The sequence below is a fragment of the Pandoraea sp. SD6-2 genome (assembly GCF_000389825.1).
Lineage (GTDB): Bacteria > Pseudomonadota > Gammaproteobacteria > Burkholderiales > Burkholderiaceae > Pandoraea > Pandoraea communis.
This window is the reverse complement of record NZ_KB944426.1, coordinates 215575-232034: the sequence shown is the minus strand read 5'-3', so window position 1 is coordinate 232034 and position 16460 is coordinate 215575. Positions and strand designations below refer to the sequence as shown.

Here is a 16460-nt window from a genome sequence, read left to right as displayed (position 1 = left end):
ATCCCGTGTCTGCCGAGAAAACGGCGCCCGTGATAACGCAAACCCCCAAGCGTTGGACATGAATCCAACCCTTGGGGGTTTTTCATGGCGAAGATTGTCGCGATTACAGGTAGAACATCTTCTCGCTGGTTTCCGACTCGGGCTCGATGCGGCCTTCATAGAAGGCGAACACGGCCTTGAGGATTTCGTCGGGATCGTCAATGACCTTCACCAGGTCGAGATCCTTCTCGCCGATGAGTCCCATCGGCAACATCGTCGAGCGCACCCAGTCGAGCAACCCCGTCCAGAACTCCGTGCCCACGAGAATCACGGGGACATGACGCGACTTCTGCGTCTGGATGAGGGTGAGGACTTCGGACAGCTCATCGAGCGTACCGAAGCCGCCCGGCATGATCACGAAGGCATCCGAATTCTTCACAAAGGTGACCTTGCGTGTGAAGAAGTGACGAAAGCGCAGCGAGATGTCCTGATACTGGTTGCCCTTTTGTTCGTGCGGCAATTCGATGTTCAGACCCACGGTCGGCGAGGCGCCGCCATGTGCGCCCTTGTTGGCCGCTTCCATAATGCCGGGGCCGCCGCCGGAGATCACCGCAAACCCGTTGTCGGAGAATTTGCGGGCGATGGTCATCGTTAGTTTGTAGAACGGCGATTTCGGTTTGATACGCGCGCTGCCGTAGATGCTGACGGCCGGCCGGATCTCGGACAGGTACTCGGTCGCCTCGATGAACTCTGCCATAATCGTGAACATCTGCCACGACGCGCGCGCTTTTTTTGCGGTGGCGCGCTCATGGTCTGCCAGCATGCGCAGACTGGGTATCTCTTTTCTTCTCTTGGTCATATGTCGGAACAGCAAAGTCTGGAAGGTAAGACGCTCTTATTGGTCGATGGTTCGAGTTATCTTTATCGAGCCTATCACGCCCTGCCGGATTTGCGCGGCCCCAACGGCGAACCCACCGGGGCGCTGCACGGCATCGTCAATATGCTGCGCCGCATGCGTAAAGACGTACATGCGGAGTATAGCGCCTGCGTTTTCGACGCCAAGGGCAAGACGTTCCGCGACGATTGGTACGCCGAATACAAGGCGAACCGTCCGTCGATGCCGGAAGATTTGCGCGCGCAGATCGAACCCATTCACGAAGCCGTGCGCGCCATGGGCTGGCCGCTGTTGATGATCGACGGCGTGGAAGCCGATGACGTCATCGGCACGCTCGCGAAGCAAGCGGCCGCGCGAGGCATGCGCGTGGTGGTCTCCACCGGCGACAAGGATCTGGCGCAACTTGTGAACGATCACGTGACGCTCGTCAACACGATGACCAACGAGACGCTCGACGCCGCTGCGGTGGCCGCGAAATTCGGCGTGCCGCCCGAGCGCATCGTCGATTACCTCACCCTGGTGGGCGATACGGTCGATAACGTGCCGGGTGTGGAAAAATGCGGACCGAAAACGGCCGTCAAGTGGCTCACGCAATACGGTGATCTCGACAACCTCGTCGCGAATGCGGCGGAAGTAAAGGGCGCGGTAGGCGAGAATTTGCGACGTGCTCTGGACTGGCTGCCTATGGGACGCAAGCTCGTGACGGTTGCGCTCGACTGCGATCTCGCGCCGCAGGTCACGTCCATCGAAGCCAGCTTGCAGACGCAACCCGAAGACACCGAGACGTTGCGCGATTTCTTTGCGCGTCACGGCTTCAAGACGCTGCTGCGTGAGGCAGAGGCCGCTGCCGCCACGCAGGCTGGCGAGCAGGCACCGGCGCCCGCGGCCGACACGATCGAACGTCAGTACGACGCCGTGCTGACGTGGGAACAGTTCGACGCGTGGCTGAAGATCATCGAAGCGGCGGAACTGACGGCGTTCGATACCGAGACGACGTCGCTCGACGCGATGCAGGCGCAACTTGTCGGTCTCTCGTTCTCGTGCGAGCCGGGGCGTGCGGCTTATATCCCGGTGGCGCACCGCGCACCGGGCGAGGTCGAACAATTGCCGCGTGACGAAGTTCTCGCGCGCCTGAAGCATTGGCTCGAGAGCCCGGACCACAAGAAGGTCGGTCAGAACCTCAAGTACGACTCGCATGTGCTCGAGAACTACGGCATCAGGCTGGGCGGCATCGAGCACGACACGCTGCTCCAGTCATACGTGGTCGAGTCGCATCGCAGCCATGACATGGACAGTCTTGCGTCGCGTCACCTCGGTGTGACGACGATCAAGTATGAGGATGTGTGCGGCAAGGGCGTCAAGCAGATCGGCTTCGATGAAGTCGGCATCGAACAGGCCACGGCATACGCTGCGGAGGATGCCGACATCACACTGCGTTTGCATCGCGCGCTTTATCCCGATGTGGCGCGTGAAGCCACGTTGGAGTTCGTCTACAGCAGCATCGAAATGCCGACGGCGCGTGTGCTCCAGCGCATGGAGCGCAACGGCGTGCTCGTCGATACCGCTCGCCTCGCCGCGCAAAGCGACGAAATCGGCCACAAGTTGATCGCGCTCGAAACCGAGGCGTATGCATTGGCCGGGCAGCAATTCAATCTGAATTCCCCTAAGCAGATCGGCGACATCTTCTTCACGCAATTGCAACTGCCGGTTGTCAAGAAGACGGCCAGCGGTGCCCCGTCGACCGACGAGGAAGTGCTTCAGAAACTGGCCGAAGATTATCCGCTGCCGAAGGTGTTGCTCGACTATCGTGGCCTCGCCAAGCTCAAGTCGACCTATACCGACAAGCTGCCGAAGATGGTCAATCCGTCGACCGGCCGGGTGCACACGAACTACGCACAGGCGGTGGCGATCACCGGACGTCTGGCATCGAACGATCCGAATTTGCAGAACATCCCGGTGCGCACGGCCGAGGGGCGTCGCATTCGTGAAGCGTTCATCGCCCCGCTGGGCAGTCAACTGGTATCGGCCGATTATTCGCAGATCGAACTGCGCATCATGGCGCATATCTCCGGCGACGAAAGCCTGCTGCGCGCGTTCGCCAACGGTGAGGACATCCACCGGGCGACGGCCGCGGAAATCTTTGCCGTCACGCCGCTCGAAGTCTCTTCCGAGCAGCGTCGTTACGCCAAGGTCATCAACTTCGGTCTGATCTACGGCATGAGCGCGTTCGGGCTGGCCGCGAACCTCGGGATCGAGCGCGACGCCGCCAAGCAGTACATCGATCGTTATTTCATGCGTTACCCCGGCGTCGCACGTTACATGGACGAGACGCGCAAGAGCGCCAAGGCGCGCGGTTACGTCGAGACGGTGTTCGGCCGCCGGCTGTGGCTGCCGGACATCAACGGGGGCAACGGGCCGCGTCGCCAGGCTGCCGAGCGGGCGGCGATCAACGCGCCGATGCAGGGCACCGCCGCCGATCTCATCAAGCTCTCGATGATCGCCGTACAGCGCTGGCTGGACGACAGAGGCTTACAGACGCGTCAGATCATGCAGGTCCACGATGAACTCGTGCTGGAAGTGCCCGATCACGAACTGGCGGAAGTTCGCAAGCGTCTTCCGGAACTGATGTGCGGCGTGGCAAAGCTGCGCGTGCCGCTCGTGGCGGAGGTGGGCGTTGGCGAGAATTGGGAACAGGCGCACTGACGAGGTTGGCTGGGCTGGCGCCTAAAGTGCGTGCGCGATACAAGATGCAGCGCGCCTTGGCTGCCGCCGCGCTCGGGTTCTTGCAATAGCGGGAATAGAGATGCGGGCATACCCGAAGTCCGCACTCTGCGGTAAGGTGATCGCTATCGCCGGGGCGGCAGTGACCGACCGGCTGGACGGTTTTCCAAGCACAGGGAGTTATCGTGAGTGTGCATCGCATCGTTGTGGTCGGCGGCGGCGCCGGCGGTCTGGAGCTTGTCACCCGCTTGGGCGACAAGTACGGGCGTGGCAAGGACGTTCAAATCACGCTGGTCGACCGTTCGCTGTCGCACATCTGGAAACCGCTGCTGCATGAGGTCGCCGCCGGTGTCATGGACACCGCGACGCACCAGCTCTCGTACGTTGCTCAGGCCAATTGGCATCACTTCGAGTTCGCCGCAGGCGAGATGATCGGGCTGGATCGCGCTGCCAAGACGATCCGACTGGCGGCCGTGCCGGCGGCGGCTGACGAAGGCGAGGGCGATCTGCTGCCAGAGCGTACGTTGCCCTACGACACGCTTGTCCTCGCCATGGGTAGCACCACCAACTTCTTCGGTGTGCCTGGGGCTCAGCAAAACACTATCGCACTGGACACGGTCGAGCAGGCCGAGCGCTTCCGGCGTCGCCTGATGGCGGCCTGTGTGCGCGCACAGAATGATTCGGAAACACCGGCGGCACAGCATGCCGGCGTGAACGAGGTGCCCGAAGGCACGCAAGGCGGTGAGCGCTTGCCGGCCCCGGGGCGTCGCAAGGTCAACCTCGTCATCGTCGGTGCAGGCGCCACGGGCGTGGAGCTTTCGGCGGAGCTGCGCAACACGGCGGAAGTCCTTCGCTCCTACGGCCTGAAGCTCGATCCGCGAAAGGATGTGGGCATTACCATCATCGAATCGAGTCCGCGCATTCTGAAGGCGCTGCCTGAGCGTGTGTCCGGCGCGGTTGCCGGATTGCTCGGCAAGCTCGATGTCGACATTCTTTGCGGCGATTCGGTCGCCGAGGTGCGCAAGAACGAGGTCACGACTACCGGCGGAAAGGTGTTGCCCGCGGATATCACGGTCTGGTCGGCGGGGATCACGGCCCCGCCGGTGCTCGGTACGTTGGGGCTTGCCGTCAATCGTCTGAATCAGATTGAGGTCTTGCCGACGTTGCAAAGCAAGACGGATTCGGACATCTTCGCTTTTGGCGACTGCGCGAGCTGCGAATGGCCGGAACACGGCTTTGTGCCGCCGCGTGCGCAAGCCGCGCATCAGCAGGCGAGTTTTCTGGTCAAGGCCATTGATGCCCGGCTCAAAGGGCAAAGCTTGCCGGCATTCACCTATCGCGATTTCGGATCGCTTGTCTCGCTGGGCAAGTTCAGCGCAGTGGGCAATCTGATGGGCGGCCTGATCGGTGGCAGCATGTTCATCGAAGGGCTCTTCGCCCGGGTGATGTACACGTCGCTCTATCGCATGCACGTGGCGGCGCTGCATGGTGTCTGGCGCATGATGCTCGACACCATTGCCAATCGTCTGCGGCGTTCGACCGTACCGCGCGTCAAGTTGCATTGACGTTGGCCGCAGGGGGGGCGAGCGTGCCGTCCCTGCCTTGCGCCGGTCTTCCTCTGCTGGACGTGTGCGGTTTCGGATAGATCCGATCATCGGCGCGCCAGTGTCCGAGTGCATGCGCGCGCCCTCTCTAGTAATATCCGAACGTCCGGCCCGGATCGACGATTCCCGTCTTTTCCGTTGGCGGTTTCCCGGCAATTCTTCTACCGACGCTTTTCTCTGGAGTGCGACATGTCGCAAGCGGATCTGGATAGTCTCGTGCCCGAAGTGGCGCCGCGCAATCGCCGCGATTTTCTGAAGACCGCCGCTGGCTCGGCGTTTGCGCTGGCCGTGCTGCCGGTGGCTGCCGAAACCATCACCACCGACACACAAGGGCTCGACGCGGGCGAGGTCATGCTGACCGTGCCGGGCATCAAGATGCCGGTCTACTACGCGAAGCCTGCCGGTAAGACGCATCTGCCGACCGTCGTCGTGGTCTCGGAGATCTTCGGCGTACATCAACATATTGCCGACATCTGCCGCCGGTTCGCCAAACTCGGCTATCTGGCGCTTGCGCCGGAATTGTTCGCGCGCGCGGGCGATCCGCAGTCGCTGGGGACAATTGCCGAGATTCAGTCGCAGATCGTCTCGAAGACGCCGGACAAGCAGGTGCTGAGCGATATCGATGCGACGGTCAAATGGGCGGTGGCCAATGGCGGCGACGAGAAGCGTCTGGGCATCACCGGTTTCTGCTGGGGCGGTCGCGTGGCATGGCTTTATGACGTCCACAACCCGAACGTGAAGGCGGCGGTGGCCTGGTACGGGCGTATCGTCGGCGACAAGAGTGCCGACTTCCCCGAAAATCCGATCGATATCGCAGGCAAGCTGCACGGGCCGCTGCTCGGTCTGTACGGTGGCAAGGATGCGGGTATTCCGGTCGCGAGCGTCGAGCGGGCGCGCGAGGCCCTTGCCAAGGGCAACGCGGCATCGAAGGGGTCGGAACTGACGGTGTTCCCGAATTCGGGGCACGCCTTCTTCGCCGACTACCGGTCGAGCTATGTCGAGGCCGACGCGAAGGCGGGCTGGACGCTGGCGTTGAACTGGTTCCGCAAGCATGGTGTGGTCTGAGTTGCGGGGGCTGCGGGTGGGCCGTCGGGTTTGTTGAGTCGTTCGAGCGTATCGGGGGACGTCGAACGTCTTTGCGCTGCGCGAGCCGACGGTTTGCCTGTAACGGTAAAAGCTGGTTAAATCGCCGGCTTGCCTGCGGGAGAATCACCATCGACACCATCTTCTTATTCATCGTTATCGCCACGCTGGCTTCCGGCGTGCTGAGCCTTGCCGGGGCGGCGTCGCTGTCGCTCGGCCTGCTCTCCAGGCTCATCGACAAGATGGTGAGTTTCTCGGCGGGCGTGCTGCTCGGCACGGCGCTGTTGCATCTGCTGCCTGAGAGTCTGGAGTCGCACGTCGACGCGCACGTCATCACGCGCTGGCTGTTGGGCGGGTTGCTTGGGTTCTTCCTGCTGGAGAAGCTCTCGCTCTTGCGCCACAGCCACCATCACGAGGGCGACGGGCATCATCACGAGCATGGGCACGATGCCCACGAGGCGGGCAAGGGCGGCTGGATGATTCTGGTTGGCAGCGCGATTCACAACTTTGCCGATGGCGTTGTGATTGCGGCGGCGTTTCTGGCCGATCCGCGTCTCGGGGTGGCGGCAACGGTGTCGATCACCGTCCACGAGGTGGCGCACAAACTCGGCGACTTCATGGTGTTGCTCAATGCGGGTTTCAAGCGCCGCAAAGCATTGGTGCTGACGCTGGCGTCGAGCCTGACGGCGCTGGCGGGCGGGGTGCTGGGCTACTTCATGCTCGACCGTCTGCAGAGCCTGATCCCGTATCTGCTGGCGCTGGCGGCGAGCAGTTTCATCTACATCGCCGTGTCGGACCTGATGCCGCAGATGCAGCGTCGGACGTCGCCGCGCGATGCGCTGCCTCAGATCCTGTTGATCGCTGTCGGGCTGACGCTGGTGGTGTGGCTCAACGGTCACGATCATGAGCACGAGCACGGACACGATCATAAGGACGGTGGCAGTGCTCTTGCGATGTCCGCATCAGCGTCGGGCGACGGCAGTCGCGCATCAGCGACGGGCAAGTCGCCGCATTGATGGGATAGCGTGGCGCCCGCTATTTGACGCCGGGCCGCGCGAAGCAAGAAAGAAGGGCGTCCCTCGGGACGCCCTTTGTCATTGCTGCTGGCGCTTCAGAGCAGCCGCTGCGTGACTTACGGTTGCGCTCCGGTGGCGACCGGACGGCGCTTGTCGGCGCACCACTCGCTCCAGGATCCTGGATAGAGGCTGGCGCCGTGAAGCCCGGCGACCTCCATCGCGAGCAGGTTGTGGCAAGCCGTCACGCCTGAGCCGCATTGCGAGATGACCCGCTCCGGTTGGCGATCCTTGCCGATGACTTGCATGAAAGCTTCGCGAAGCGTGGCGGCGGGCTTGAAACGGCCGTCAGGGCCGAGGTTGTCTTCGAAGCATCGGTTGACCGCACCAGGAATGTGGCCGCCAATCGGGTCGATGGTTTCGTTCTCGCCGCGATAACGATCCGCTGCGCGGGCGTCGATGACCAGACGTTCATGCGAAGTCAGATTGCGTTCGACGGCGGCCGCGTCTGCGGTGGTGGCGAGTGGCTCGCCCGGGCTGAAGTCGCCGGCCGGCGGTGTTTCGGGCGGGGCGGCGTCGAGCTTGAAGCCCGCCGCTTCCCAGGCTTGCAGGCCGCCGTCGAGCACCGCAACGGATTCGTGGCCGAGCCAACGAAGCAGCCACCACAGGCGGGCGGCATACCTGCCGCCTTGTGCGTCATAGGCGACGGCCTGCTGGCCGTTCGACAATCCGCAGTCGGCAAGGTAGCGTACGAGGGCGTCGCGATCGGGCAGCGGATGGCGGCCGTTTTTGCCCGTCGTCTTTCCGGACAAATCGCGCTCGAGGTGGGCGTAAAACGCACCGAAGATATGGCCGTCGACATAGGCGGCTTCGCCAGCCGCCGGATTGGCGAGGTCAAAGCGGCAATCGAAGATGACCACCGGGGCGCCGCCGCCGGCGGCGGTTTGCATCAGCGCATCGAGATTTTGCGGACTGATGAGCGTGGTGAAGTGCGTATGAATCATGACGTCTCCGCAGACGGGCGTGGGGGAATCGTTCAGCGGGAACTGACCGAACCGCTTGCCGGACGCATAGCGCGCATAGCCCTTGGGGGCGCTATCGGCGGCCGGGAGCCGTTGCCAAAAATACCGCGGCGCCCTGGTGTGACGCCCGGCGGCTGCAATCAGGCGGGCGCCGACGGCCGTCGCAATGCGGTCATGCCGCTCACCACAATCAGCAGCATGCCGATCCAGCCGGCCAGTGCGGGCCAATCGTCCCAGACAAGCATGCTGATCAGTGTAGCGAAGATTACGCCGGAATATTGCAGATTCGCAGTGACAAGGGTGTTGCCCAGACTGAAGGCCCGGGTGAGTGCCGTTTGCGCGATGAGTGCTGCGAGGCCGATACCCAGCATCAGCGCGGTGCCGCGCCATGTCAGCGCATGCATGCCTTCGACGGCAACCCAACCGAGGCCCAGCAACACGCCACCGAGCGAGAAATAGAAGACGATGCGCCAGTCGGGCTCACCTGCCGCCCCCAGCTCCTTGACCTGCATGTACGCCACGGCTGAGAACACCCCCGAGACAACACCGGCGACGCCGCCGCCCCAGGCCTGACTGTCGATGGTCGGCTGAAGCAATAGCGCCACACCGACAAATCCCGCAAAGATCGCGGCGACCAGACGGAAGTCGGTACGCAGGCTGCCGCGCATCGCGGCGGTCGCCATGACAATCAGCGAAATCCAGATCGGCGACATGTAATTGAGCGTCATCGCTGTGGATAGCGGCAATTGTGTGAGCGAATAGAACCAAAGGCCGAGCGAGATGACACCTGCGGTGCTGCGTTTGACGTGGGCGCCAAGGTGGCGAGTCCGGAGCGTCTGGCCTCGCATGCCGGTAATTGCCAGCAAAACGATGACGCCGATAAGACTGCGGTAGAGAACGATTTCGCCGGTGTTGTATTCGTTTGCCGCAAGTTTGATGAAGAGCCCCATCAACGTGAACATGAAGGCGGAGACCAACATCCAGAGCGATTGCATGGCGAATTGTGGCCGATTGACGGCGAAAAGGCGCGTTTTGTGCTGAACGCGGGTGACGCGCGCGGCATAGATCGTTGCCGCAGGGTCATCGTTGAAGCATGGCGACGATTCTAACGAAAACGGCGGGCCCATGGCCCGCCGTTCGGCGAAAGTTCGGCAAATATTTAATTCAGTCTCGCCAGTACCACATTGCCGCCTGCGCCTGCTTTCTCACGCAGTGAGATGCTTCTGGAGGAAGCTGTTTAGAAGTCACCCATCTGGCGACGCAGGAATTCGTGGAAATGCTGCATGCCGTCTTCCATCGGACTCTGGTACGGGCCGACTTCCGACACGCCGCGCTCGAACAGGGCGCGACGGCCTGCATCCATGCGTTCGGCGATCTCGTCGTCCTCGCGGGCGGTTTCCATATAGGCGGCACGCTCGGCCTCGATGAATTCGCGTTCGAAGAGCGCGATTTCCTCGGGGTAATAGAATTCGACGATGTTTGTCGTCTTCTGCGGGCCGCGCGGAATGAGCCACGACACCACCAGCACATGCGGATACCACTCGATCATCAGGTGTGGGTAGTACACCATCCAGATCGCGCCGAAGTCGGGTGGAACGCCTTCGCGGTAACGCAGCAGCACATCGTGCCAATCGCGGTAGATAGGGCTGCCCGGCTTGGCGAGACCTTCATGAACGCCTACGGTCTGGACGCTGTACCAGTCGCCGAACTCCCAGCTCAGGTCTTCGCACGAGACGAAGCTGCCCAATCCCGGGTGGAACGGCACGACATGATAATCCTCGAGGTAAACCTCGATGAACGTCTTCCAGTTGTAGTTACATTCGTGCACTTCGACGTGATCGAACATGAAATTCGAAAAGTCGAGATGGTGCTTCACGCCCAGACGTGCGAGATCGGCTTGTACGTCGCGGCCTTGCGCTTCGAACAGCAGTCCGTTCCAGCGTTGCAGCGGGAACTTGCTCAGGTTAAGGCATGGCTTTTCGGGGAAATGCGGCGCGCCGAGCAGTTCGCCCTTCGTGTCGTAAGTCCAACGATGGAGCGGACATACAATGTTGCGTGCATTACCGCGCCCATTGAGCATGACCGCCTGACGATGGCGGCAGACGTTCGAGAGCAGTTCGATGCCACTATGCTCGCCCGCGCCATTGCGGACCAGCATGCGACCTTCCTGCTCGGCCGGCAGCGCGAAATAATCGCCCGCTTCCGGCACCATCAGTTCGTGGCCTACATACCGAGGCCCGTATTTGAATAGGACTTCACGTTCGCGGGCGAGGAGCGCCTCGTCGAAATACGTGTAGACCGGCAATTGGCTCGAGGCCGGTTTCAATTGCAAAGCGCTGCTTAGATTGGACATTCCCACTCCCGTCGAGCTTGAAAGCAGTGAACAACCCAACCATCGAAGAATCGATTTAGGGAACCGATGATTATACCCGGTATGGGCTGTCGGGGGCACCTAAGTCCATGATTTGCGTTAAATAATGTCCGAAAATTGTCATCCCCGACGGTTTTGAGGCAATTTACGCCCTGCGAGGTGGCGTGCTTTTGCCGTAAAATGGAACATTCGACCTGAATTTTGCGTTTATGGCCAAGACTGCTAAGTCGCAAGACGCGGCACCCGAGGTGCCGCAGGACCTGCCCGAGACCTATGAGGCGGCGCTTGCCGAGCTGGAAAAGCTGGTGGGGCGCATGGAGGGCGGCGAGCTGGGGCTGGAGGAATCGCTCGGTGCATACCGGCGGGGGGCTGTGCTGGTGAAATATTGCCAGGGCCTGCTCGAGAAGGTGGAGCAGCAGGTCAAGGTGCTGGAAGGTGAAACGCTCAAGCCGCTCGAGGCGGCGCGCGACGACTTCTAACTGTCCAGCTACGGCAAGGCGACCCACGACCCAACGCGTCCCGAGGTGGCCCCCGGGGCGACTCAATAACACGCACGGCCTGAAGGGTACGTGCAGGATGAAGACGATGGCGGATCAGAATATCAAGACCTGGATGCAGGCGGTGCAGGCCCGTGTGGAGCAGGCGCTCGATGCCGCGCTGCCCAAGGCAGCCGATGGCGGCTCGGCGCGACTCAACGAGTCGATGCGTTACGCGGTGCTCGGTGGCGGCAAGCGGGTGCGCCCGCTGTTGTGCTTTGCGGCCGGCGAAGTGACCCAAGCCAGCGAGACGGCCCTCGACCGTGCCGCGTGCGCCGTGGAAATGATCCATGCCTATTCGCTGGTGCACGACGATCTGCCGTGCATGGACGATGACGATCTGCGCCGCGGCAAGCCGACGGTGCACGTCCAGTACGACGAAGCCACCGGCCTGCTCGCGGGCGACGGTCTGCAAACCCAGGCATTTGCGTTGCTCGGCGAAGCCACGGGGGATCTGAGTGCTGCGCAGTCGCTCGCATTGGTGCGCGAACTGGCGATGGCCTCGGGCGCGCTCGGTATGGCGGGCGGCCAGGCGATCGATCTGGAGAGCGTCGGCATCAAGCTCACGCAGCCGCAACTGGAAAACATGCATCGCCTGAAGACGGGGGCGCTGTTGCGTGCCTCGCTGCGCATGGGAGCGATCTGCGGCCGTGCGTTGTCGGACGACGAAACGGTTGCGCTGGATGCCTATGCGGCAGCCGTGGGATTGGCTTTCCAGGTGGTGGACGACATTCTCGATGCGACGGCCGATTCGGCTACGCTCGGCAAGACGGCAGGCAAGGACGCCGCGAACGACAAGCCGACTTACGTGTCGCTGATGGGGCTTGAGGGCGCACGGGCATACGCGGAAAAACTGCGTGCCGACGCCCATGCGGCGAGTACGTCGCTCGGCAATGCGGATCGCTTGCGCGCTTTGGCCGATTACGTGGTGGATCGCATCAACTGACCGGCGGATTGCCGGGCGGGCAAGTTTCGAGGCGGCCCCCAGCAGCACAGGATCACGAGATCCGGGGGCGGTTTGCAGTAGACATAAGCAAGGGGCAAGGAGGGTCGGCGCGATCTCCCCACAGAACGCACCGGCAGGAGATCGGGATTGGCCCACTGGGGAGGCCGCCCGATAAAACGCCTATATATGGAACGACGATGTACGAACTTCTAAATACCATCGATGACCCGGCCGCATTGCGGCGTCTGGAGCGTCGCCAACTTGCGCCGTTGGCCGAAGAGTTGCGCGCCTTCGTGCTCGAAAGTGTGTCGCGCACGGGGGGGCACTTGTCGTCCAACCTCGGCACGGTCGAGTTGACGATCGCGCTGCACTACGTGTTCAACACGCCGGAGGATCGCATCGTCTGGGACGTGGGCCACCAGAGCTATCCGCACAAGATCCTGACCGGCCGTCGCGATGCGATGGGTTCGCTGCGTCAGCTCGGCGGCATTTCGGGCTTCCCGAAGCGCGACGAGTCGCCGTACGATACGTTCGGTACGGCACACTCGAGCACGTCGATTTCGGCGGCACTTGGCATGGCGCTGGGCGCGCGCACGAAGGGCGAGAGCCGCTTCGGCATCGCCGTGATCGGCGACGGCGCGATGACAGCCGGTATGGCGTTCGAGGCGATGAACAACGCGGGGGTTCACGAAGACGTGCCGCTGCTGGTCATCCTGAACGACAACGACATGTCGATTTCGCCGCCGGTGGGTGCGCTCAACCGCTACCTCGCCCGTCTGATGTCGGGCCGCTTCTATGCGGCGGCAAAAAAGGGCGTGGAGAAGGTGCTGAGCGTGGCGCCGCCGGTGCTGGAATTGGCGCGCAAGTTCGAAGAGCATGCGAAGGGTATGGTCGTGCCTGCGACGATGTTCGAGGAATTCGGCTTCAACTATATCGGTCCGATCGACGGTCACGATCTCGACTCGCTGATTCCGACGCTTGAGAACATCAAGAATCTGAAGGGGCCGCAATTCTTGCACGTGGTCACGCGCAAGGGGTACGGCTACAAGCTGGCCGAGGCTGACCCGGTGCTGTATCACGGTCCCGGCAAGTTCAACCCGGCGGAAGGTATCAAGCCGAGCACGAACAGCAAGAAGACGTACACCCAGGTGTTCGGCGACTGGCTGTGCGATATGGCCGCAGCCGACAAGCGTGTCGTGGGGATCACCCCCGCCATGCGCGAAGGCTCAGGCATGGTCGAGTTCGAGAAGCGCTTCCCGGAACGTTATTACGACGTTGGCATTGCCGAGCAGCACGCTGTGACGTTCGCGGGCGGTATGGCGACCGAAGGCCTCAGGCCGGTCGTCGCCATTTACTCGACGTTCCTGCAACGCGGCTACGATCAATTGATCCACGATGTCGCGCTGCAAAATCTGCCGGTCCTCTTCGCGCTTGATCGTTCGGGCCTTGTGGGTGCGGATGGTGCAACGCACGCGGGCGCTTACGACATCGCTTATCTGCGGTGCATCCCGAATATGGTCGTGATGGCGCCGTCGGACGAGAACGAATGCCGCCAGATGCTCTACACCGGTGTGCAGATCGACGGCCCGTCGGCCGTGCGTTACCCGCGCGGCGCCGGTACGGGTGCCGTCATCGAGCAAACGATGACCGCGCTGCCGATCGGCAAGGGCCTCGTGCGCCGTGAAGGTCGGGCGGAAGCCGGGCGTCGCGTGGCGATTCTGGCGTTCGGTAGCATGGTTGCCCCGGCGCTTGCCGCTGCCGCACAACTGGACGCGACCGTAGCCGACATGCGCTTCGTCAAGCCGATCGACGATGAACTGATCGCACGACTGGCGCAGACACACGATTACCTCGTGACGGTGGAAGAGGGGAGCATCATGGGGGGCGCGGGTTCGGCCGTTGCGGAATCCCTGCTCGCCGGTGGGGTTACTCGGCCCGTACTACAATTGGGCCTGTCCGATCGCTTCATCGATCATGGCGATCCGGCGGCGCTGCTGTCGGCCGAGGGACTCGACGCGGCGGGTATTGCGAAGTCGATCTGTGCGCGCTTCGACCTGTCGCTGGGAGCCTCTCGGGCAGCTGACAAGGTCACGACGAAGCTCGTCGCCTGAGCGTCCGGTAGTCCCGAATATCCGAACGATCCGGCTTGCGCGCCGGATCGTTTCGTTTTGCGTTACGTATTTTCCGTCCCGTGCCGGGGCTCTCCGGCACGTTCCCGATGACACTCGCCGGAGGCCCGCGAGCCGTGCGTCGGATACGTTTGCCCATTGCCTCCCCCCAGTCGGCTTGCCGGCAAAGAAGGAAATAGATGAATCAGATGAACCCCGCTTTCGTCATGCCGGACGTGCAGAGCACCGTCGATACCCGGCAGATTCCGATTCAACGCGTTGGCGTGCGCGGTGTGCGTCACCCGTTGTCGGTGCGTCTGGCCGATGGCGACGCACAAGCCACCGTGGGCTTGTTCAATCTCGATGTCCATTTGCCTGCCGATCAGAAGGGCACGCATATGTCGCGTTTCGTGGCGCTGCTCGAGGCGCATCGTGCGCCGCTGGATGTCGCTGGCTTCCGGGCCATGCTCGACAGCATGCTGGATAAGCTCGAGGCCGAGGCCGGTCGCATCGAAGTGACGTTCCCGTATTTCATCAACAAGACCGCACCGGTGTCGGGTGTGCAGAGTTTGCTGGACTACGAGGTGACGCTCACGGGTGACGTGCGCAACGGTCAGACGCGCGTGTGGCTCAAGGTGCTCGTGCCGGTCACGAGCCTGTGCCCGTGCTCGAAGAAGATTTCGCAGTACGGTGCGCACAACCAGCGCTCGCACATCACCATCGACGCGGAAATCGCGGGCGACATCGCCGTCGACGAATTGGTGCGCATGGCCGAAGAAGAAGCGTCCTGCGAATTGTGGGGGCTGCTCAAGCGTCCGGACGAGAAATACGTGACCGAGCGCGCCTATGAGAATCCGAAGTTCGTCGAGGATCTGGTGCGCGACGTGGCAACGCGTTTGAACGACGAGCCGCGGATTGTGGCCTACGTGCTTCAGGCAGAGAACTTCGAGTCGATCCACAATCACAGTGCTTACGCCGTGATCGAGCGCGACAAGCGCGTGGCAGCTTGAGGTTGCGGCACCTTCCGGAGCGCGCTGCAAAAAAAGACCGCTCCTGGGAGCGGTCTTTTTATTGGACGGTTCCCCGGAAGGGGTGTCAGATGTTGCGCACGATGTCGGCAAGGTCCCAACGCGGGCGGACGGTGTAGGCGTATTCGCTGTCCGCTTCGTCCGGCCAATGCTTAAGGCGCATCGCGCCGGCGAAGGCGATCATGGCCCCGTTATCCGTGCAAAATGCGAGGTCGGGGTAGTGCACGCGATAGCCGCGTCGTCGGGCCGCTTCGTTGAGCCCCGCGCGAAGCTGTGCGTTGGCGCCGACGCCGCCGGCGACGACGAGCGTCTTCATGCCGGTCTGCTTGAGGGCGGCCATTGACTTGGCGACGAGTACGTCGACGATCGCGTCGACAAAGCCTCGCGCGAGATCGGCCTTTTCCTGCTCGCAGACATTGCCGTCGAGCTTGCGCACTTGCGTGAGCACGGCAGTTTTCAAGCCGCTGAAGCTGAAGTCGAGGTTGCCGGAGTGCTTCATCGGGCGTGGCAGGTCGTAGCGTCCCGGTGTGCCGAACTCGGCCAGACGCGAGACCGCCGGACCGCCCGGATAGCCGAGTCCCAGCAGTTTGGCGGTCTTGTCGAAGGCTTCGCCCGCAGCGTCGTCCAGCGTTTCGCCAAGCATGGCGTACTGGCCGAAGGCGCGCACTTCCATCAACTGCGTGTGACCGCCGGAGACCAGCAGCGCGACGAACGGGAAGTCGGGGGCGTCCGGGGCGAGCAGCGGGGAGAGCAGGTGGCCCTCGAGATGGTGCACGCCGACGACCGGGCGATCGAGCGCGAAGGCAAGCGCGTTCGCGACGCTTGCGCCCACCAGTAGCGCGCCGGCAAGGCCGGGGCCTTGCGTGTAGGCGATGGCGTCGACTGCGCTGAGCGGCTTGCCGGCCTGCGCGAGCACCTCTTCGGCCAGCGGCAGCGCACGACGAATGTGGTCGCGTGACGCCAGCTCGGGCACCACGCCGCCATATTCACGGTGCATGGCAATCTGCGAATGCAGCGCGTGCGAGAGCAGGCCGGCCTCCGTGTCATAGAGGGCGAGCCCGGTTTCGTCGCAGGAGCTTTCAATGCCTAGAACCAGCATGGCGTGAGGGGAGGCGCGGAGCGTCATTAAGAGGGATAACCGCCAAGTATACCAG

The 16460-nt window shown here is 62.6% G+C and carries 13 protein-coding genes; 8 read left to right on the top strand and 5 right to left on the bottom strand.

Annotated features, from left to right (window positions below):
- Positions 1 to 103: 103 nt before the first annotated feature.
- Complete coding sequence (locus C266_RS05690) at positions 104 to 838, bottom strand: TIGR00730 family Rossman fold protein (protein WP_036661637.1); 735 nt, start codon at positions 836 to 838, stop codon at positions 104 to 106.
- Between C266_RS05690 and polA the strand changes: the two genes are divergently transcribed.
- The 4 genes from polA (at position 839) to C266_RS05670 (ending at position 7298) form a co-directional block, all read left to right on the top strand.
- Positions 839 to 3577: a DNA polymerase I gene (polA, locus tag C266_RS05685; RefSeq protein WP_010806293.1), complete on the top strand. Its 2739-nt coding sequence runs from the start codon at positions 839 to 841 to the stop codon at positions 3575 to 3577.
- A 209-nt stretch (positions 3578 to 3786) separates the two neighbouring features.
- Positions 3787 to 5160, top strand: a complete 1374-nt coding sequence (locus tag C266_RS05680; RefSeq protein ID WP_010806292.1) for an NAD(P)/FAD-dependent oxidoreductase — start codon at positions 3787 to 3789, stop codon at positions 5158 to 5160.
- A gap of 228 nt (positions 5161 to 5388) precedes the next feature.
- Positions 5389 to 6264 carry a dienelactone hydrolase family protein gene (locus tag C266_RS05675; RefSeq protein ID WP_010806291.1) on the top strand — a complete coding sequence of 292 codons (876 nt, stop codon included), beginning with the start codon at positions 5389 to 5391 and terminating at the stop codon, positions 6262 to 6264.
- Between the two features lie 197 nt (positions 6265 to 6461).
- Positions 6462 to 7298 (top strand): ZIP family metal transporter, encoded by an 837-nt coding sequence (locus C266_RS05670; RefSeq protein WP_010806290.1) that lies wholly within the window; start codon positions 6462 to 6464, stop codon positions 7296 to 7298.
- Between the two features lie 116 nt (positions 7299 to 7414).
- Here the strand turns inward: C266_RS05670 and C266_RS05665 are convergent, their stop codons facing one another.
- The 3 genes from C266_RS05665 to C266_RS05655 form a co-directional block, all read right to left on the bottom strand.
- Positions 7415 to 8299, bottom strand: coding sequence for a sulfurtransferase (locus tag C266_RS05665; RefSeq protein WP_010806289.1), 885 nt, complete (start codon positions 8297 to 8299; stop codon positions 7415 to 7417).
- A gap of 158 nt (positions 8300 to 8457) precedes the next feature.
- Positions 8458 to 9312 carry a DMT family transporter gene (locus C266_RS05660; RefSeq protein WP_036661731.1) on the bottom strand — a complete coding sequence of 285 codons (855 nt, stop codon included), beginning with the start codon at positions 9310 to 9312 and terminating at the stop codon, positions 8458 to 8460.
- A 242-nt stretch (positions 9313 to 9554) separates the two neighbouring features.
- Positions 9555 to 10670, bottom strand: coding sequence for an aromatic ring-hydroxylating dioxygenase subunit alpha (locus C266_RS05655; RefSeq protein WP_010806287.1), 1116 nt, complete (start codon positions 10668 to 10670; stop codon positions 9555 to 9557).
- A 227-nt stretch (positions 10671 to 10897) separates the two neighbouring features.
- On the opposite strand from C266_RS05655, the gene C266_RS05650 reads away from it, so the two are divergent.
- The 4 genes from C266_RS05650 to folE2 all read left to right on the top strand — a co-directional run bounded on the left by C266_RS05650 (position 10898) and on the right by folE2 (position 15288).
- Entirely contained in the window at positions 10898 to 11167 is a 270-nt protein-coding gene (locus C266_RS05650) for an exodeoxyribonuclease VII small subunit (RefSeq protein WP_010806286.1), read from the top strand.
- Between the two features lie 97 nt (positions 11168 to 11264).
- Entirely contained in the window at positions 11265 to 12170 is a 906-nt protein-coding gene (locus C266_RS05645; RefSeq protein ID WP_144265715.1) for a farnesyl diphosphate synthase, read from the top strand.
- A 197-nt stretch (positions 12171 to 12367) separates the two neighbouring features.
- Positions 12368 to 14281 (top strand): 1-deoxy-D-xylulose-5-phosphate synthase, encoded by a 1914-nt coding sequence (gene dxs, locus C266_RS05640; protein WP_010806284.1) that lies wholly within the window; start codon positions 12368 to 12370, stop codon positions 14279 to 14281.
- Positions 14282 to 14478: 197 nt separating this feature from the next.
- On the top strand, positions 14479 to 15288 hold the full coding sequence (folE2, locus tag C266_RS05635) for a GTP cyclohydrolase FolE2 (RefSeq protein WP_010806283.1): 810 nt from the start codon (positions 14479 to 14481) through the stop codon (positions 15286 to 15288).
- Positions 15289 to 15373: 85 nt separating this feature from the next.
- On the opposite strand, the gene tsaD is transcribed toward folE2, so the two are convergent.
- Positions 15374 to 16405, bottom strand: coding sequence for a tRNA (adenosine(37)-N6)-threonylcarbamoyltransferase complex transferase subunit TsaD (gene tsaD / locus C266_RS05630; RefSeq protein ID WP_010806282.1), 1032 nt, complete (start codon positions 16403 to 16405; stop codon positions 15374 to 15376).
- Between the last annotated feature and the right edge of the window lie 55 nt (positions 16406 to 16460).